The organism is Planococcus chinensis (assembly GCF_042681545.1).
GTDB lineage: Bacteria > Bacillota > Bacilli > Bacillales_A > Planococcaceae > Planococcus > Planococcus chinensis.
Genome location: NZ_JBHUFW010000004.1, coordinates 260,438 through 279,143, shown reverse-complemented (window position 1 = coordinate 279,143; position 18,706 = coordinate 260,438). Strand labels below are relative to the sequence as shown.

Genomic DNA, 18,706 nt, shown 5'->3' with positions numbered 1-18,706 from the left:
TGTGAACCGCTTAATCCTTCACAAAACGGGTACATTTCCAATAACAAGAACTTTCAAAAAGGAGGGAAACGCATGAACCACGTTATTGCATTCATCATCAAGTTCGTCATGGTCGCCGCTGTCCTGCTCATCGTCCTGACTTGGGCCTTCGACGTGCCGCTAGTCGACACCTTGCTGATCAGCCTGGCAGTGACCGCCGTCTCCTACGTCATGGGCGATCTGCTGATTTTCCTGCACGCCGGAAAGCCCGAGGACCAGTCGACGCGCAACAGCATCGCGTCGTTCGTCGATTTTGTCACCGCGTTCCTGCTCATCTGGCTGATCGGCCAGATCCTAAGCGGCACGATGTCCGAAATGGTGGCACCTGCCCTGATTGCGGCGCTCGTCTTGACAGCCGGAGAATGGTTCTTCCACAAATACGTCGACTACAAAGTCATGGCCGGGTACAATAATTACAAGACAGGGTGAATTTTGCCCATAACGCAGACGAAACAGCCGGTTCCTTTTGGGACCGGCTGTTTCGCCGTTTTAGTTGTGTGCAGTATCTGGTTTTATTCCCCCAGCCGGGCTACCGCCCGCCAGAAATGGTAAAGCACGCCGTCGTACCACAGAAGCGCTTCGACTTTTTTCAGCACGAGGTCCAGTTCCGCCCCGGATTTCGCGGCGCGCATGAAGTATTCATCGCGCCGGACTTTGCGGTGGTCGGCCATCGCTGCTGAGGCGTCGCCAAGTTCTGTGATCAGCCCCGGCAGCTGCTTGTCATCCCGGATACGCTTCTCAGCCGATTCCAGAAGTGGCAGCCAACGCTCGGCAAGGCCTGGATGGAGCTGGTCCGCTGCCTTTGCGGCCGGTTCGCTGAGCACTTGCAGGAGCCGGTCGATATGGTCGAGCGTGTGCAGAATCTGGACGTGGCGGTTGAACACTTCCGGCGACATCGTCTCGATCTTTGCAAGGAACGTCCGCACCTGCATCGCCGCGTCGTGCAGACGGGCAATCCGGGCTTCGTCTGCTTCCCCGCCAGCGAGCATCGCGCGTGCCAAGCCGAACAGGTCCGACAAAATCAGCTGGATGGTACGGTGCGCGGCTTCGAGTGCGACTTCCGGGATGCCGACCGATCGTGCGTCCAAGTGGTGCAGCAGCGGATCGCCCTTGTCCGGCACGAGCCACTCGAGCAGCCGGACGAACCATGGCAGCACCGCTGTAAAGGCCAGCACCCCGAGCACGTTGAACAGCGTATGGAAAATCGCGATGCCGACTGCGGCGTCAAACGTGCCGAAAAGCGCTGTGCTGACTATTCGCGTCGCCCCGATCAATAGTGGCGCGAGCAGAACCGCCAGGATCGCTGTCCCCAGATTGAACAGTACGTGCGTCAGGCCCGCCCGCTTCGCTGCCGTACCTGCTCCGATTGCGGCGAGCACCGCCGTCAAGGTCGTGCCGATGTTCTGGCCGATGACCAGATAGACCGCCTGCTCAAAGCCAATGACGCCCGAGAACAATGCCGTCAGCGTCGTCGCGACCGCGACCGACGACGACTGCATGATGATCGTCATCACCGTGCCGATCGCAATCAGCAGGAAGGGATTGGTCAGCCCTTCGAACGACACCGCCTCCTGCAGATCCGCCATTCCGGTCTGCAGCACACCGACGCCCAGGAACAGCAAGCCGAACCCGGCCAGGGCTGTGCCGTATGCGGACAAACGCTTCTTAAGCGCCACTTGCGCGAGAACGCCGAATCCGACGATCGGCAGCGCCCATGCCAGCAGGTCCACCTTGAAGCCTATGAGCGACACCAGCCAGCCGGTGCTCGTGCTGCCGATGTTCGCCCCCATAATTACGCCGATCGACTGGCGGAACGGCAGCAAGCCGGCGCTGACAAAACCGATCGTCAACAGCGTCACCGCGGTCGACGACTGGATAATCGCGGTGATCAACGCGCCGGAAAAAATGGCGCGGCCGGTCCCGCCGGCAATGCGGTTCATCCAGTCCTTGATAAACTCGCCCGCCAGCTCCTTCAACGCTCCCGTCATCATTCCCATGCCGAGCACAAACAAACCGATGCCGCCGATGAGCGCCGCCGCCATCTCCATCGCTTCCGCCTCCCCGCCTGGTCTTTCTTCTAGTGTAAGGGATAAGGACAGGAATTGAGTAATTTTTATCAGAAAATTCTTTCTATTATTTTGAACCTTAAAAAGAGCCGGCTTCTTCACGTAGAAGAAGCCGGCTCTCGTTCTTTTATTCGCCTAAAGATTGGACGCGTGCAAAAATCAGCCTTAAACCGCTGTCCGCCCTTTTCGCACCGTCCGGATCCAGAAACCGCCGTGGATCGTCTTCGAATCGTTGGCCACAACAAATGCCTGCGGCTCCAGCTCCTTGATTGTCTGGTACAATTTCAATTCGCGTTTTTTCGGCGTCAGGATCTGCAGCGAGCGGCGCTGGCCGCCGTGTCCGTTCGTTTCCCAGTCCGTCACCCCGAAACCGAGCTCGCGCAATTGCTTCGACAAGCGGTCAGAGTTGTCCGGCGACACGACCGTCGCGGTCACATACCCGAGCGTCAACTTGTCCTCGATCATCGATCCTACAACGATTCCCGCACCAAAGCCAGCAGCGTACGCAATCAAATTCTGGATCTGCGAAATGTTGTCGAGCACCAGGCCAAGGCCCAGGATATTGATGATCACTTCCAGCACGGATAGCCCCGCGGCCAGATAGCGATACCCTTTCATCATCAGAATCATCCGAATCGTCGACAGCGTCACATACACAATGCTGATCATGAAGATGATCACTACTAATACCAAAGGATGTAAGTCCAATAGCGAAACCTTCTTTCTAAGTTGTATGTATTTTCCATTATTATATTTTTGATATGTACCTTTTCCCGTTGAGTTTGGAATTAAACATGTCGGCGAATCGATTGGGGGGGTCTTTTTGGTCTTGAATGGCCTCTTTTTGACAAAATCGAAAGCGGTTTTATTACTATGAGCGGTTTTCCGGACTCTACGAGCGGTCAGCGGTTTTCGTATTCCTTTGAGCGGTTATCCAGGTTCTATGAGCGTTTTCGGGCTTCCTATGAGCGTTCAACCCCATTTCAGCACAAAAAAACCATCACTCCTTAGAGTGATGGCTATCCTACAGCACAATCAATAACACCGGGATCGTCACAATGCTCGCAAACGTGTTGACGAACATCGCGCTCGACACCATATCCGGGTTCATTCCAAACTTGATGGCGAGCAAAGTCGTCGTTGCGGCAGTGGGCGTCGCAGCCGCCACCAGGAGCACTTTCGCTTCCAGCGCATCAGCCGGATACAAGAACAGCAACAGGCCAAAAGCAATCAGCGGAAAGACAACCAGCTTGAACATTGTCGCCGTCCAGATAAAACGCAGCACGTTCTGCAGCCGGATCGATGCGAGCGTGATGCCAAGCAGCGTCAGCATCGTCGGAATCGATGCCTGCCCCAAAAGCCCCGTCGCATTCTCAACCGCCGACGGCAGCGGAACCTCCAGAACCTTCAATAGCAATGCGAGCAAAATGGCAATAAACCCGGGCATCCGCAGCACTTGGAAAAAGATGTCCTTTTTCGGCATCTCGTGATGGTTCGAGGCGTAAAACACTCCGGCTGAATTCATCAAAAGCGATTGCATGACCAAATAGATGATGCCAATCGCCACCCCTTCCTCGCCGAACGCAAATAGGATGATGGGCAGCCCGTAGTTCCCGGCGTTCGGGAATCCGCTCGCGAGCATCAGTGTATTCTGGTAGACTTTGTCCCATCCGAACACCTTCCCCGCCGCAAAGACAAACACCCCAAACACCAGAAACAAGCCGAATGAAAACAAGACGATTCGGCCGAGATCTGCCATGTCCATCTCTGAAGTTGAAACTGAATAAAAGAATAGCGCAGGGCTGAAAACATAAATTGATAAATCAGAGACCGACTTTGAGTCGATCAGCATGTATTTACCGACAACAAATCCGACACCTAGCAAAAGGAATACCGGCAAGACCACGTTCAGGATTTCCGTAATAACCAAAACTCTTCACATCCGATGAAAGAATAGGAAAACTGACACTTTTCCTTATCCGTTCATTCTACGGAACGCTGATTCAAAAAACCAGCCTGAATTGTGTCTGTGCCTGGCACGGAAACTATTTCAATTCTTAGTATGGAAGCTTCACGCTTTCTGTGACTGCTGGACGTCCGATAGAATGGTACTCAATCGGATACTCCTTCATGGAGTCTAAAGAGAAGCAGTTGCGGCCGTCAATTATGAGTGGACGTCGCATTTTTTGAAAAACGGACAAATTTATCCCTCTAATTTCTTCCCATTCGGTCACGATCAAGGCTGCGTCACTACCTTCTACGGCTTCTTCCACGGAAGCAGCATATACGACAAGCGGGTGCAGTATGGATTTCGCATTCTCAGTGGCGATGGGGTCGAAAGCGACCACTTCCGCTCTTTGTCTGATCAGTTCTTCAACAATCAAAATGGAGGTCGCTTCTCGCATATCATCGGTGTTCGGCTTGAAAGCTAGCCCAAGGACTGCAATCCGCTTGCCTTCTATTTTGTCTGTGCATTGGTTCAGCTTTTCAATCAACAGCAATTGTTGTTTCTTATTGACATTGACGACACCTTTTAAGAGGTCAAATTCATAATTCACGTTTCCAGCAATCTGGATTAAGGCTTTGGTGTCTTTTGGGAAACAAGAGCCTCCATAACCGATTCCTGCTTTCAAAAATTGACTACCAATGCGGTTGTCCATGCCCATCCCGGATGCGACATTCTCGATGTTTGCGCCTACCAATTCGCAGATGTTCGATATTTCATTGATAAAGCTGATTTTAGTCGCTAAAAATGCATTAGAGGCATATTTGATCATTTCGGCACTTTTTATATCTGTATGATATATTGGTACTCCAAAGGGTTCATTAATAGCTGCAACAACCATTGCACCTTCCATACTGTCAGAACCAATCACTATACGGTCTCCGAGAAATGTATCTTCGATAGCTGAACCTTCTTTCAAAAATTCCGGATTTGAAACAATTTCTATCTTGACACGTCCTTTCACCGCATTGCAAATCTGCTCTTTGACTTTATGATTGGTACCGACAGGGACTGTGCTCTTCATTACCACAGTAACATCGTCAACAACGTTTTCAGCAATGTCTTTCGCCGCTTGTTCGACATACATTAAATTAGCAGAACCGTCCTCATTTTCCGGTGTTCCGACAGCAATATAAATTACATCCACGTCTTCAAAACCTGATTGGTGACTGGTAGTAAAAGCAAGGCGCTTAACGGCAATATTTCTTGCCATCATTTCACTCAGACCTGGTTCATGTATAGGGGAGGCCGCTTGTTTCATTTTCTCGATTTTTTGGGCATCTACATCGATACAAATAACTTCATGTCCTATTTCTGCCAAAGTCACCCCTGTTACGAGGCCAACGTAACCAGTTCCAATTATCGAAATCTTCATGTCATTCTCCCCTTGGCCTATATTATTTTAGCCGTCGATTTCATTTTTAATAATTCAATCATCATTTCTTCAACTTCTTCCCTAAATTCTTCATTGTCCAAAGCGAATTCGATAGTCGTCCGGATAAACCCGATCATTTCTCCAACATCATATCGTTTGCCTTCGAAATCATACGCATATACATCTTGTATTTTGTTCAGTTTTTGAATGGCATCGGTTAACTGTACTTCTCCTCCGGTCCCAATTTCTTGATCCTCTAAATACATAAAGATTTCTGGGGTTAAAATATAGCGTCCCATAATCGCCAAATTGGAAGTGGTAGTCCCTCGCGGTGGTTTTTCAATAAAATTTCTGACGCCGTAACAGCGCTCATCTTTTTGCGTCGGCTCAATAATTCCATACCGATGTGTCTGGTCTTCAGGAATGGTCTGTACACCAACAATGGACGACTGCATTTCGTTAAATTTATTAATTAATTGTTTTAAACATGGCTCTTCTGAACAAACGATGTCGTCCCCAAGCAGGACTGCAAATGGTTCATTCCCGATGAATTTGCGGGCGGTCCAAACTGCGTGACCCAGTCCTTTTGGTTCTTTTTGGCGGATATAATGAATTTCTACTTTCGAAGATGCTCGTACTTCTTTCAATAATTCAAACTTGCCTTTTTTCAAAAGATTGTCTTCGAGTTCGAAATTATTATCAAAATGATCTTCAATTGCCCTTTTACCCTTTCCAGTCACGATGAGAATTTCTTCTATTCCGGATGCCACCGCTTCTTCTACAATATATTGAATGGTCGGTTTATTTAAAATTGGCAGCATTTCCTTTGGCATCGCTTTCGTAGCTGGTAAAAAACGCGTACCTAAACCCGCAGCGGGGATAATTGCTTTAGTTACTTTTCTATACATTAAAGGACCTCCTTAAATATAGAACTTTTTCAGTAAATATCGTAAATTCTACTGATACCAACAAAGCTGGATAGTTTACTTTGTTTAATTTTAAAAATTATCCAATTTTAAATGTCATTTTATTTTAATTGCCCACACCATACAGATCTGCACTTGAGTTTATTAAACTCTTTCTCCAATTTGATTTTATAAATGCTCTTTTCCATACCAAGTCACCGTATTGAATGGTCTCATTCAGTTGAAGATTAGCACTTTCCCCTTTTACATCATTTTGAACAATCAATCCCTACATCTAATTTGTGTTTCCAATAAGAAAGCATCAATATTTGTTTTCCTTTCTTCTATCACTTCTTTTTTTAGATTTATGTTTTTCACATTGCCATATAGCGTTTGGAGCAAATTGATACGCTGCATTCTCGTCAATTCCCTGCTCTTAAAAATTTTTTCCGTATTTTCTTCTGTAAATGCGCCTGACATCACAGTTATTCCCTTTGCGTACTTCAAAATATGGTCTTTATATTCTTGGCTTTTTATGATTGCACTCCATTCCCCCCAAGGACCTTGAAACCCCTTTACCAATCCGCTTCTTGTGCTAACCTGTTGATAGGTCCAAACGCCGGACTGGATAATGCAATTGATATACCAAGGAAAGTAAGGCAGCCGTCCATCTGAATGGAACAACCATTTAGCTTGTTCTAGATAGGGCTTGGTTGTTTTAAGGAAAAGGCGTCGATTAAGCCTCCAGTTTTGCGGAACAGAAGCACTTATCTTCACGATATCATTCGCCATAAAAGGTTCATAACTTCTAAAAAGCCGTCGATTTACATGAAGGGACGGCAATACCCAGTTCATTGAACTTGGCCATAATTCAAACCACTCTTCAGCAGTGTTCTCTCGGAAACTTTTGACCAAGTCTAAATGAGCTTCACGACGTCGACTTAACTCATTCAACACTTCTTCTTTCATTAGGGAACATCTGATTTTATTACTTCTGGAAGGAAAGCGGCTCTTAATCTGGGGAATGAAAGGGAGCCTAGTTTTTTCCATCATTTTTTCAATGCATTCACCTTTTAATATATCATCGGAATACAGTCCCCCAAATACGGCAGGATATTCCGTCAATCCACAGCTTTTATAGAACTTTAGCGTATGGGCATGAATGTATTCCGCTCCGCTTCCAGTTAATTTAGTACTTGAAGGGAGAATCTCTAAGTAAAAAAATTTACTTCTAGTCGCTAAATTGAAATGTGCTCCGTAAGCATCAGCTGCTTTTTTTGCTCTTTTTCCTTCGCGGTTCATATCATCCAAAAAAATGAATGCCTCCCTTTTTAATTTTTTCGGCAAGAGACCGGAAAGTGCCCTTGAATCTTCACCGCCGCTGATGAATTGCGCAATTACAGTCATCCCTTCTGTCACACGAGAGACATAACTTTCCAAAGCTATCCTTATGTCATTCGCGGCATCATTTATCCGCGCATAATTCATCGACTCTTTTGGAATCCAATAAAACTCAGACTCTATCTTTTTAGAGTTAGCCTTTGCAGAATGGACAGAAGCTGGTTGTAGTTGAAAGATCCGTTGATACACTGTATAGGGATAGGTAACGACTCCATGTAGGATAAAATCCACTTGTGATACGATATCAATGTTGTATTGTTGTTCGCTTACTCTTCCTAATACATCAACGTGTGTCGAAATCATCACGTCTGCAGAATGCTGGTAAGCAAACACTGGAATGAATGACATCAAATCGGTAATACAGTGGATAACAGCTGACTTCTTTTCCACAATCAATACCGTAAAAGGCCCACTTAAATCTTCATCCCAGCTAATTTCGTCATTTAGCCATCGCTGGAAAATAGCTATTGTTCCTTCAGAATCTGGTCCACAAACTAAAAAAAGATTGTCTCTAAAAAAAAGGACAGGGCTACCAATTACGATGCAAATATAAGCATCATCTTCGTAAGGCTGGAATCCGTTGTAAAGATTCCGGCTTACTCCCAGCGATCCCCAGTTCCCATGAAATTCTTCTACCTTTGGCAGATCTTCCTCATAAATCGCCTGTATTTCGAAAGTCATTTTGCCTATCGGTAATCTCTTACTCGAATAAACAAAATCGCTCATACTATCCCTTCCTTCTGCTTTAGTAACTCCGCTAATTTGTTTCATCTCGTTTTTTGCTAATATACAAGGTGATCAGTAAGAACATGATTTCCAGAATGGCTTCCACCACCGCCGCTATGATAATCGCTGCTATTGCGCTGGAAAAAATATATAGTCCAATTAGGAACGCGGAGATTTTTGCAATCAAGAAAATGATTGTACTGCCCAAAAGAAAGGCTTGGGCAGACAAAGCAGGCAATGCTGTTAAACACGCGCTATTTAAAAACCTGAAATACATCCAAAGAGCCATCCACCTAGCATATTCGCCTGCTGTCCACCATGCTTCACCGAAGACAAAACTAAACAGCCAAGGGCCGAATGCAATGACAATAATGTAAGGGAAAATCCCAGCTGCCCCTAAATAAAAAGTCGCTTCTTTTATCAATTTTGTCATATTTTCCCCATTGTTTTTTGCATCGGATATTCTAGGATAAAAGACGTCTCCAACTGATTTGCCTATCAATTGAGCGGGGACCGATAAGACAGTGTAGCCAATAGAATAAAAACCTGCTGAAGCAGGTCCAAAGAAATTGGCGAGCAAGAGGACTGGAACCCCCAGTGTTATGGCATCAAGAAAAACTTCAGGAGCTCGAAAAACAGGGAAATCCTTATACTTGGCCGCCACTATTTTAAGTTCTGGGATTTTCCGAGGCATTTCCATTAATTTCAAAAAAGAATTATCTGAAAACCAAATCATCATTGCTGCTTTAAAAACGAGAGCAAGAGTTGTAAGTATGATCAAAATAGAAGCATCGGGATAATATAAACCGATTAGCACCATACTTCCCTGAATAACCAATGCCTGGACGACCGTTACCTTTGCCGTTATTTTGAATTGCTTGGTCCTGATCAGCCAACTTTCTGCAATTTGCAGCATACCTGAAAATAGTGCTACTAGTGGCAGGAGGAACAAAAAAGATGAGAGATGCGCCAAATTAAACCACTTGATTATAAGGTCGTAGAAACATAACAGAATCCAAGCAAGAGTAAAGGCACTTCCTATTGAAATCATAAAAGAAATCTGCATTAACCCCTGTACTTCTTCACTTTTTCTTGGTAGTACAATCGCAAATGGATAAGTAAGTGCAGCTACAGGACCGATAATCATTACAATTGCCAAAAATGCCCCCAATAATCCATATGCTTCAGGACCATATATTCTAGTAATAAGAGGCGACAATGCCATATAAATTACTTGTGCCATGGCAGTACCTGTCGCCATGACTGCTACATTGCGTAAAAAGGGCTTCCTGGCTATTTTTTCAACTTGGCTCTTCATCGTCCGCCATATACCCACTCTCCATCATCGATTTTCAAAGTGATAAAATCTCAATACAAAAAACTGTATATAGTTATTAGTTATGAGATTTTATTTTTCTCTTCCGCTCTCTTCCGCTCTATTCAAAAACAACAATTGATTTTTGTAAAAAGCACAGATCTGGTTCTCTTACGTTCTTTAAAAAGAATGTCTATTTGGCCTCCTAAATAATTTGGTTTTTAATAAGCGTCTTTAGAACCCAATAAGACAAAGAAAGTTTTAAAAATCAATTTCAAATCAATCCACGTTGAATGATTATTTATATACTTTATATCCATTTCCATCCATTCTTCAAATCGGACATTACTTCTTCCGCTGACCTGCCAATAACAAGTCAAACCAGGAAGAACATTTAGCCTTTGCATTTCAAAAGAAGTATACATTCTTACTTCATCAGGAAGAGCTGGTCTCGGTCCCACAAAACTCATTTCACCTTTGAGTATATTAACTAATTGTGGCAATTCATCCATGCTTGTTTTGCGGATGAATTTACCCACACATGTAATTCGTGGATCTAGTCTAATTTTAAATACAGGTCCTGAAGCTTCATTTCTTTTTAACAACTCAAGCTTCATTTCTTCTGCGTTACAAACCATAGAGCGAAATTTATACATAGTAAATTCTTTGCCATTTTTACCGACACGAGACTGCTTAAAAAATGCTGAATGATATGGATCTTCTGTCTTAATTGCTATATAAATCAATAATAAAAGAGGAAACAGCAATATTATTCCCGCAATAGCACCTAGAATATCAATTATCCTTTTCATTATTAAGTATGAACTTGCATCTTTTATTTCCTTTGGATAATATGTGTTTTCATGAACTTCGTTGATTATTATGTCCCTAGTTTGCTCTGGATTGGAAACTGCCATGCATATCCCTTCCTTCTGCTTTACTCGATGGATTCCAGCGTCTAATATCTGTTTAGTAACATGACCATCTTGCGATACACTAGGCGAATCCTATTTAGAACACTTCTACAAAAATTGTTTTAAATTTAATCGACTTAATTATTCCATGCTCACCTTCCTTGGTTAGTCCTATTCTCCGGAAAATTAATTTCTCAATTTCTTTTTCTGTAATTAATAAAGAAAAAAATTTAAACTTCTTCGCTCCGCTTTTAACACCCTTAATAAAATTATTCTATTCTTAATTTCTTCTGCTTAAATTTCCTTTATGATAGTCCTGAGATTTTTCATCATCTAACCATAACCTTTTGGAAAACCAAATCACATTGCAAAACGTAGATTGGACTCTAGTTTTTTAAGTTCACCGTCCTTTAGTAAATTAAATAATTTACAATTATTTCTAAAAAATAAAATTATCAACACTTAAACATATATAATTATCTATAAAAGATAAATAATTAATTTACTTTTCAACAATTCTAACTCTTTTTACCTAGTAAATCAACACAATTAACAAATTTATTTGAAATTTCAGATTAATTTGATTTTCAAATAAATACTTTGCTTTGAATATCAGAAGGAATAGATTAGAGAAAGATCTGCGGTAAATTACTGTTGGAGTAAGAACTTATAGAACGAAGAAAATATAGAGGTAATTCAAAATAAGAAATATTCATTTTTATAATTAATCTTAAGCGCTTGGAACGTAGAGAAAACTCGGCAACAGCAATCAGCTTAAAGACTCTCCATTAAAATAAAATTTTTCAACAAGTAGTTGAGCAATGCGATTTTCAGTTATGTAAAATTTGGAGAGAGTCTTTTCTTATTAAGAGGGAAATCTTAATCTAGTTCGTAAAAGAGCAATATCTATTGAAGATTTCTAAAAATAGCCCTACGAGAACTCTAGATACCTACATCGAAAAATTAAACCTAAATCGCTTTTTTAAAACCAAAGAGAATAGTGTTCCTATAATTTAAGTAGGTTTTTTGGACGCAAAATCTTTTTTTAACATCTACAGATTATTCTTCACCACATACTACAAACTAAAGGCTATCGGTTGAGAATAATATCTTTTTTACACCTACTGATATTTTTAAATGTCCTATTTGTTAATCACACTGTTTCTTTTCGGTCCATTTAAACTCAATGCTTTTTTAAAAGAAAATGAATATTGGCCAGCATTAAACCGTTCATAATGTGTATGAAGATGAAGTAAAAATTTCAGATTAATGAACGTGCAGTAGTATAATAACGTATTTTTAGAAATTGATTGATCTTTTGCCAAGCCTGTAACCAATATCTTCCTTGAGAGCTTAACCTTTTCTTTATCTTGGCTAATCAATCCCACTCTAAATATGGTCTTTGCTATTTTGAAACTGAACTTTTGGAATACAGACTTTCCTTTTGCTTGTGCAAGCTCACAGTATGTTTCGTACATTTGCAAGTGCCCATCTATTACAGCCCTGTGATTGGTCGATATCCGCTCACCAGGATGCTGATTGTACAATACTAAAGTCTCTTTAACAAAATCAAATTGACTAACCTGCGCCAACCGAAGGTACAAATCCCAATCCTGACAACTGGGAAAGGAAGAATCGAATCCACCTATCTGCTCAAACAGCTTCTTATTAACTAGTATGGAAGAAGTCGTATAAATGCAATTTGATTCGATTAGTCTCGATAATAAATCCCCTTTATATTTGGGGAATATTTCTTTGACAACTGTATTATCTCTCAATACTTTAATGCCAGTATAAACAACTTTGATTTCCTGATTGCTTTTGATAACAGCTAATTGCCTTTCTAATTTATCAGGTAGCCATCGATCATCCGAATCCAAAAAACCAATAAACTCTCCAGAAGCATGTTTAACGCCCGTATTTCTTGCTTCTGCTCCCCCTTTATTTACTTCATGTTTGACATAAACAACCCTTTTATCATCTATCTGTTCCACCATTCGAGCTGTTGAATCTGTCGAACAGTCATCCACAATGATAATTTCAATATTTCCATATGTTTGTTCTTGGAGACTTTTTACTGCTGCCATCAGTAAATCAGCTCGGTTATAAGTAGGTATGACCACGCTCACTTTGTTATTTGTCATTGTCATCAGCATTCACTCCTTCACACAGTCACTATTAGTCTTATGCACAGAGTTTAGTTGATCAAAATAATAAAGCTTTGACTTCAGTAAAGCAGTTGTCATTCTTCACAATAACTACTTATTGTCGTTACCTCTTTTTACGAATTTAACTTTCCGAAAACTGCTTTCCAGCGGGTTTTTAAAAATTATTTAGAATAACGCCCATTAACCTTCCATTCGATAAGGCAATCGCATCTTTCGCTTTGATAGCTTCTTGTCTATCCGTTTTCCCTGAATTAATGACTAGGATACTTCCATCACACTTATTGGCTAGAATCTGGCCATCAACTACTGAAAGCAAAGCTGGAGAATCTGAAATAATGATGTCATAACTCAATTTCATCGAATCAAACATTTTGTTTGTGTATTCTGAAGCTAGCAATTCAGCTGGATTTAAAGGTACCGGTCCACACGGCATAAGATCCAAGTGCTCGACGAAAGTCTTTTTAATTGCTGCTTCAGCCTTCATTTCCCCAGCTAAAACATTTGAAAGCCCAACGTCATTTGAGACATTAAAATTTTTATGAACTGTGGGATTCCTCATATCACTATCCACAAGCAACACCTTTTTACCTTCTTGGGCGTAAATGATAGCAAGATTAGCAGCTATCCATGATTTACCTTCAGTAGCTGCTGCAGAAGTAATCACGAGTGATTGAACCTCTTGATTAGAAAAAGAGAAATTTATATTGGTACGAAGTCTACGGAATTGTTCTGCAATCGGGTTTTGAGACCCTGTGCTGACTGTGAAATGTTCCTTCCCTATTCTAGATTTGCTTTTCTTTTTCTCCATATTCAATTAAGCCTCCTTTTCCTTTAGAACAACTTTCGCCGCCTCGCTGTCTTTTAAGCTGCCTGTTGCATGAGAAATTACAGCTAACACTGGTACATTGAGGTATTTTTCAATGTCGCGTTCACTTTTGATTGAAGTATCTAGGTACGATAATAGAAACGCCAAGACAATGCCGATGATCAAACCCAGAGCAGCACCTACAGCTATGTTAAATAGAGGTCTTGGAGAAATAGGATCTGTATTTTCTATAACTTCAGCTGGGAACAAAATCTTGACGTTATTTGCATTCATAATATTCTGCACTTCATCCTGGAAGATAGCAGCTGTTGCATTTGCAATATCGACTGCCTGCCTTTGACTCTGGTCGGCAACAGCAATTTCAATAAGTTGGGATTCCGAACTTGAATTTATTGTGAAATTTTTTTTTAGATCGTTAACAGTAATATCCAAATCAAGTTGTTCAATTACTTTCCCCATTATGACCGGACTTTCAATAAGCCCTCTATAAGTGTTCACCAACTGCAAGTCTGCTTGTACATCATTTTCAGTCAGTCCCTGCCTCTCTGCAGCTCCCTGGCTCACCAGTATCTGAGTGGTCCCCTCATACATTGGAGACATAATATAAAAAGAAAGTATTGCCGCTAATCCGGCAGACGCTACGATCATTAGAAATATCAATCCTGCTCGTTTTCTTAATAATCTATAAATTTCTTTCAATTCAAGTGTTTCTTCCATTTTGCAACCTCCTGAAATTTACAATATCGGGTAATTTCCAAAGTTCACATTGAGGTGAGTTACATGCTATTAGAAATTTAATAACAACATTTATAACAAAACGTTCTAGTTCACTGACCAGATTCTCCATTAGACACTTTGATAAATAGACATGAGCTTTTTCAGCATTTGCACATTGTTGAAACGGTCATTGAAAATACGATATGAATTTTCAGAAAATGAATTCCATTGTTCTTCGTCTACAATAAGGTTTTGAATAAACTCATAGATAATTTGATCTTCTCCACTTTTGAATAATAGACCATTTTCTTTTTCCACTACCAAATCTGTATGCCCAACAATATTGCTGAGAAGAAGCGGCAACCTGTAGGACATAGCCTCAATTACTGCAAAAGGCAGCCCTTCATATTGCGAGGTAGAAAGATATAAATCTGATTGAAGGAATATATCCTCCTTTTCATTGGTATAACCAATAAATTTAATATTTTTATCCAATCCACTTATCTTCACAATTTCTCGAGCTTCTTCTAAATACTTCCCATTTCCTGCCCAAATAAATGTGACATCTAAATTTTTACTTAAAATATTTTGAGCAATTTTAATAAATTCAAATGGATTTTTGGGATCATCTACTCTGGCTAGATTTATAATTGTGAAAACACCGTTTTTATTACGAATGGGCCTCATTTCAGGATCTTTTGAGCCATTTAATACAACAATTGATTTTTCAGCAAAAGTGAGTTTGTTTTTTAATGCTTCTCTTTCTTCACTAGCTGATACGTGGATAACCAGATTTGCCGATTTATTTATTTGTTTTTCCACTAATCTTACTAAAAACTTTTTTAGTCTACCCATATCCTTGAATGAATAGTAGCCATGCGGACTGTAGATGTAAAATGGTTTTCTATTCAAGCGTGAATATATATACATCATAATTCCCGAAAAAGTACTATTGGCATGAACTACATCAATATTCTTTTCCAGTACGATAAAATGAAATGTCCGCAATGCTTTAAACAGCTTAAAGGGGGACTTTCCGAATGACAAATTGTTTTCTATCAAATAGGACTGATGGATTTTTTCGTCTTTCTCTAATCTCATTGAGCTGACAAGAGCATAAAGTCGAATAGCCGATTCTTTCTCCTGATTGAGAAGAATTGTGTCAATGTAAGTTTTCACACCACCCCCATAAGCTTCCGCAAGCAATAAAATATTTTTCAAAAGCCTCTCCCCCCATTGCTTTTATAGTAATCTACCTTTTTGATTCCAAGGTTTCATGTCTGCTCATGAAAATGAATGAAATATTAATTTTTTAAGATTTTTAAAATGATTTTAACATTTATAGATTTTGAGATATATTAAAATACGAATTCTGCATATAATTTAAATTAACTTATAAAATCATAAGGGTTTATTCCTCCTATGCCCTGATTAACTCTTAAAATGAAGTATAAAAACCAAAATGAAATGCTTGCTATTCCTATTATTCTATTTATATAACCTTGTTTAGTATGTTTCTGGATTCCTTTATTCAAACAAATAGTGTTAATCAAATAATCATAGAAAAGAATTATTGATGGATAGAAATAATATTGCAGGCGATCGATCGCCTCAACCCCTGAAGCTGAGTATAAAAACAAAAAAGCCAAGTAATAATTAATCAAAAATTTTTCATAAATGTTTTCAGGTTTTTTTAATTTGAAGCTATAATACAAAAATGCATACTGTATAATTACCGGCATAAATTGCAGAATTCCCTTCTCTTTATTGACTAAGAAAAAAAAATCCAAATCGTTTTCATACTTTTGAGCATAAAAATCAATTACCGCGAGACTGTAGCCAATATTATTCTTTATGAAGGGCGTAAAGTATCCGATAACCGTAAGAGAAAATGCAATAAGAATAATTTTTTTATCGACTTTGAAAAACCTCAAAAGAATCAAAGGGAACATAAATATTGCACTAAAATGAAACTGCATCGCAATAAAAACTAGCGACAAAAATATCAAGAAGTCCTTTTTCTTCATATGTTCCTTTTGAATAAAATATACAGCCAGGAATATAACTGCAATAGCAACCGCTTGTCTCATTCCATTAAAAACAAAGAAAAAATAGAACGATAAGATAAACAAAGTGAAACTGACGAAGAAATTATAAGTTATCTTTTTTATAGCCAACAAATTAAAAATCAAAAACAGACCAGTAATTAAGAAAGTAAAGATGAGAAAATTGCCTTCATGATGTGCTAGCTCATAAATCATCACGACAAAAAAATCGAATTTTTCTGCATATTCTCCAGTGAGATAAAAATTATGATACATTTTATAATCGGTTCCTACATCAAGAGATCTAAAGATCGCCAAATACAGGAGGTAGCAAATTATTGGAATTAAAAGCAGTACTCGCATGACTTTCAAATGCGTGATTCCTTGACTATTGTTCGGCAGCAGAGGCAGATTAATTAGAAATAGTATATAAAGTAGGCTCCCGACAAATAAATATGTAAACATAGCAACCTCCTATCTACTTCCACTAAATTAGTATGTTCTACCATTTATAAAAACGCCCTTCATCAATTCAATGTTTTTTCCATTCAAAAGCTTCCTTCTCTGACCTTAAAACATTGCTTTTTGCAGATTGAGGTTTTTTAGGCGAAATATATTTCTTACGATTCTTCAAAATGAGATAGACAATTATATATAAGGTCTTAAAAAATGACTTCCCAATATCGTCAAACTTTTTTATATAATTGTCGCCGAGCCTCTTTTCAAAAAATTCGGCATTCCAATTTAAAAATTTATTGTTTTTCCAATCAGGAAAACGAGCATATATCAGTTGGCGAGTCGCTTTCATTCTCCGGTAAAACCCCCAGAAATTGTACTTATAAAATCTGAGCTGCCTGTACATGTTTGACCACCCAAGCAACTTGACATACTGATAACATAAACCTTGCTGGTTTTCAGTAGTTAGGGCATCATGTTTTTGATAAAAGCGGTAAGTGCTTTCTAAAGCTTCATAAAGATCATTGATATTTGAAGAAACAGTAGAAAGAATACTTCCTTGACGATTTTTTCGGTAATTGTATAAAGCTTCATTAATGTATATATAATCCTCTGCTAAATAGACTAATTTATAAATAGTTCCGACATCTTCGTATACTCGTCCAATTGGGAATGAAATATTTTTGAACAAGTCTGTTTTATATACTTTGTTCCAAGCGCTTGGCTGAACCGTCCAGATAAACTCTTCAAAATCTATGCCCTTCACAACTTGCTGGGCTCGATCTTCAAAAACGTCTACCCAATCAAAAATGATTAAATCTGGATGACTTTCCATAGCATCTATAATTCTTCTAAAATACGATTGCTGGATCCAATCATCACTATCTATAAACGTGACATAATCATATTCTACAAATTTAAGGCCATAATTCCTTGCATCTGACAAGCCGCCATTTTCTTTATAGAAGTAATGGAAGTTAGAATAAGTTTCTGCATATTTTTTTGCAATCTTTCCCGATCCATCAGGAGAATTATCATTGACTAGGATTATCTGTACATTTGGCATTGTGCCCATACTTTGTATAACAGATTCTAGACACTCTTCAAGATAATCTTCAACGTTGTATATAGGGATGATTACACTTAGTCCTTTAAGTTTGCCCACTCTCATTCCTCCCTTGAAATCAGCCCCGTATGCCTTCTGATTAATTCATTTCAATAAACTTTCACTATTTTTTCACAACTTTTCACATGACCAATTTACTTATTTAATAAATCAGAAGATTGTGAATATATCATAATTTTTAATCAATTCTACCATCGCTTCGTTCCTATGTCACTACTATTAAAAGAAATATTATTTCAAATGATTTTTATCCACTACTTTTGTCCTTATCTACAGAAAAGCTATTCTTCAAATGAATTGAAGAATAGCTTTTTGTACTTTTATAAAAATAGGGGCGTTCGATGCTCCATTTGTATGGGTAAAGCTTTTTATATTAAAAGAAGGATTCAAAATTATAAACCAAAATGTCCAAAGAAGAATTTTTTTTGCATCTTCCACTCCCGTATTCCTTATGCTTAGGTAATCTATTTCAGTTAATACGTTGAAATATTTATTACACATGTCTGTTAAGTCCGCCTAATGCATGGTTACTTTTAAATAATAGTGAAGTATATGGTCTATTAAGTAGACCATCAGATAGTAAAGCTTTCTATCAAAGTGGAATGTTAAGTAAAAGATTTTT

15 protein-coding genes are annotated in these 18,706 nt (G+C 39.8%); 1 reads left to right on the top strand and 14 read right to left on the bottom strand.

Features of this window, described 5'->3' with window-relative positions; translation table 11 throughout:
• The first annotated feature begins 72 nt into the window (after positions 1-72).
• Positions 73-468: a DUF2512 family protein gene (locus tag ACFSDB_RS03720; protein ID WP_204890927.1), complete on the top strand. Its 396-nt coding sequence runs from the start codon at positions 73-75 to the stop codon at positions 466-468.
• Positions 469-551: 83 nt separating this feature from the next.
• On the opposite strand, the gene ACFSDB_RS03715 is transcribed toward ACFSDB_RS03720, so the two are convergent.
• The 14 genes from ACFSDB_RS03715 to ACFSDB_RS03650 form a co-directional block, all read right to left on the bottom strand.
• Positions 552-2,087, bottom strand: a complete 1,536-nt coding sequence (locus tag ACFSDB_RS03715) for a Na/Pi cotransporter family protein (protein WP_204890928.1) — start codon at positions 2,085-2,087, stop codon at positions 552-554.
• Positions 2,088-2,270: 183 nt separating this feature from the next.
• Complete coding sequence (locus ACFSDB_RS03710) at positions 2,271-2,813, bottom strand: DUF2179 domain-containing protein (RefSeq protein ID WP_204890929.1); 543 nt, start codon at positions 2,811-2,813, stop codon at positions 2,271-2,273.
• Positions 2,814-3,129: 316 nt separating this feature from the next.
• Positions 3,130-4,035 (bottom strand): AEC family transporter, encoded by a 906-nt coding sequence (locus ACFSDB_RS03705; RefSeq protein ID WP_204890930.1) that lies wholly within the window; start codon positions 4,033-4,035, stop codon positions 3,130-3,132.
• A 127-nt stretch (positions 4,036-4,162) separates the two neighbouring features.
• Positions 4,163-5,485: a UDP-glucose dehydrogenase family protein gene (locus ACFSDB_RS03700; RefSeq protein WP_204890931.1), complete on the bottom strand. Its 1,323-nt coding sequence runs from the start codon at positions 5,483-5,485 to the stop codon at positions 4,163-4,165.
• Between the two features lie 17 nt (positions 5,486-5,502).
• A complete protein-coding gene (galU, locus tag ACFSDB_RS03695) occupies positions 5,503-6,393 on the bottom strand; it encodes a UTP--glucose-1-phosphate uridylyltransferase GalU (RefSeq protein ID WP_204890932.1) in 891 nt (296 codons plus the stop codon).
• 279 nt (positions 6,394-6,672) lie between these two features.
• The gene (locus ACFSDB_RS03690; RefSeq protein WP_204890933.1) at positions 6,673-8,517 is read right to left on the bottom strand and encodes an asparagine synthetase B family protein; all 1,845 of its coding nucleotides are present in this window, start codon (positions 8,515-8,517) and stop codon (positions 6,673-6,675) included.
• A gap of 31 nt (positions 8,518-8,548) precedes the next feature.
• Complete coding sequence (locus tag ACFSDB_RS03685) at positions 8,549-9,835, bottom strand: lipopolysaccharide biosynthesis protein (protein WP_204890934.1); 1,287 nt, start codon at positions 9,833-9,835, stop codon at positions 8,549-8,551.
• Between the two features lie 218 nt (positions 9,836-10,053).
• On the bottom strand, positions 10,054-10,749 hold the full coding sequence (locus ACFSDB_RS03680) for a sugar transferase (RefSeq protein ID WP_204890935.1): 696 nt from the start codon (positions 10,747-10,749) through the stop codon (positions 10,054-10,056).
• 1,139 nt (positions 10,750-11,888) lie between these two features.
• Positions 11,889-12,896 carry a glycosyltransferase family 2 protein gene (locus ACFSDB_RS03675; protein ID WP_204890936.1) on the bottom strand — a complete coding sequence of 336 codons (1,008 nt, stop codon included), beginning with the start codon at positions 12,894-12,896 and terminating at the stop codon, positions 11,889-11,891.
• A 172-nt stretch (positions 12,897-13,068) separates the two neighbouring features.
• The gene (locus tag ACFSDB_RS03670) at positions 13,069-13,722 is read right to left on the bottom strand and encodes a CpsD/CapB family tyrosine-protein kinase (RefSeq protein ID WP_204890937.1); all 654 of its coding nucleotides are present in this window, start codon (positions 13,720-13,722) and stop codon (positions 13,069-13,071) included.
• 6 nt (positions 13,723-13,728) lie between these two features.
• On the bottom strand, positions 13,729-14,457 hold the full coding sequence (locus tag ACFSDB_RS03665; RefSeq protein ID WP_204890938.1) for a YveK family protein: 729 nt from the start codon (positions 14,455-14,457) through the stop codon (positions 13,729-13,731).
• A gap of 129 nt (positions 14,458-14,586) precedes the next feature.
• Positions 14,587-15,678, bottom strand: coding sequence for a glycosyltransferase (locus ACFSDB_RS03660; RefSeq protein WP_204890939.1), 1,092 nt, complete (start codon positions 15,676-15,678; stop codon positions 14,587-14,589).
• A gap of 167 nt (positions 15,679-15,845) precedes the next feature.
• Positions 15,846-16,967 (bottom strand): EpsG family protein, encoded by a 1,122-nt coding sequence (locus tag ACFSDB_RS03655; protein ID WP_204890940.1) that lies wholly within the window; start codon positions 16,965-16,967, stop codon positions 15,846-15,848.
• A gap of 67 nt (positions 16,968-17,034) precedes the next feature.
• Positions 17,035-18,123, bottom strand: coding sequence for a glycosyltransferase family 2 protein (locus ACFSDB_RS03650; protein WP_377339163.1), 1,089 nt, complete (start codon positions 18,121-18,123; stop codon positions 17,035-17,037).
• Positions 18,124-18,706 lie beyond the last annotated feature (583 nt).

What these genes read in the sequence shown, in the direction of transcription:
- ACFSDB_RS03720 (WP_204890927.1), top strand. Translation starts at nt 73, where the DNA reads ATGAACCACGTTATTGCATTCATCATCAAGTTCGTCATGGTCGCCGCT.
- ACFSDB_RS03715 (WP_204890928.1), bottom strand. Translation starts at nt 2,087, where the DNA reads ATGGAGATGGCGGCGGCGCTCATCGGCGGCATCGGTTTGTTTGTGCTC.
- ACFSDB_RS03700 (WP_204890931.1), bottom strand. Translation starts at nt 5,485, where the DNA reads ATGAAGATTTCGATAATTGGAACTGGTTACGTTGGCCTCGTAACAGGG.
- galU (WP_204890932.1), bottom strand. Translation starts at nt 6,393, where the DNA reads ATGTATAGAAAAGTAACTAAAGCAATTATCCCCGCTGCGGGTTTAGGT.
- ACFSDB_RS03690 (WP_204890933.1), bottom strand. Translation starts at nt 8,517, where the DNA reads ATGAGCGATTTTGTTTATTCGAGTAAGAGATTACCGATAGGCAAAATG.
- ACFSDB_RS03685 (WP_204890934.1), bottom strand. Translation starts at nt 9,835, where the DNA reads ATGAAGAGCCAAGTTGAAAAAATAGCCAGGAAGCCCTTTTTACGCAAT.
- ACFSDB_RS03680 (WP_204890935.1), bottom strand. Translation starts at nt 10,749, where the DNA reads ATGGCAGTTTCCAATCCAGAGCAAACTAGGGACATAATAATCAACGAA.
- ACFSDB_RS03675 (WP_204890936.1), bottom strand. Translation starts at nt 12,896, where the DNA reads ATGACAATGACAAATAACAAAGTGAGCGTGGTCATACCTACTTATAAC.
- ACFSDB_RS03670 (WP_204890937.1), bottom strand. Translation starts at nt 13,722, where the DNA reads ATGGAGAAAAAGAAAAGCAAATCTAGAATAGGGAAGGAACATTTCACA.
- ACFSDB_RS03665 (WP_204890938.1), bottom strand. Translation starts at nt 14,457, where the DNA reads ATGGAAGAAACACTTGAATTGAAAGAAATTTATAGATTATTAAGAAAA.
- ACFSDB_RS03655 (WP_204890940.1), bottom strand. Translation starts at nt 16,967, where the DNA reads ATGTTTACATATTTATTTGTCGGGAGCCTACTTTATATACTATTTCTA.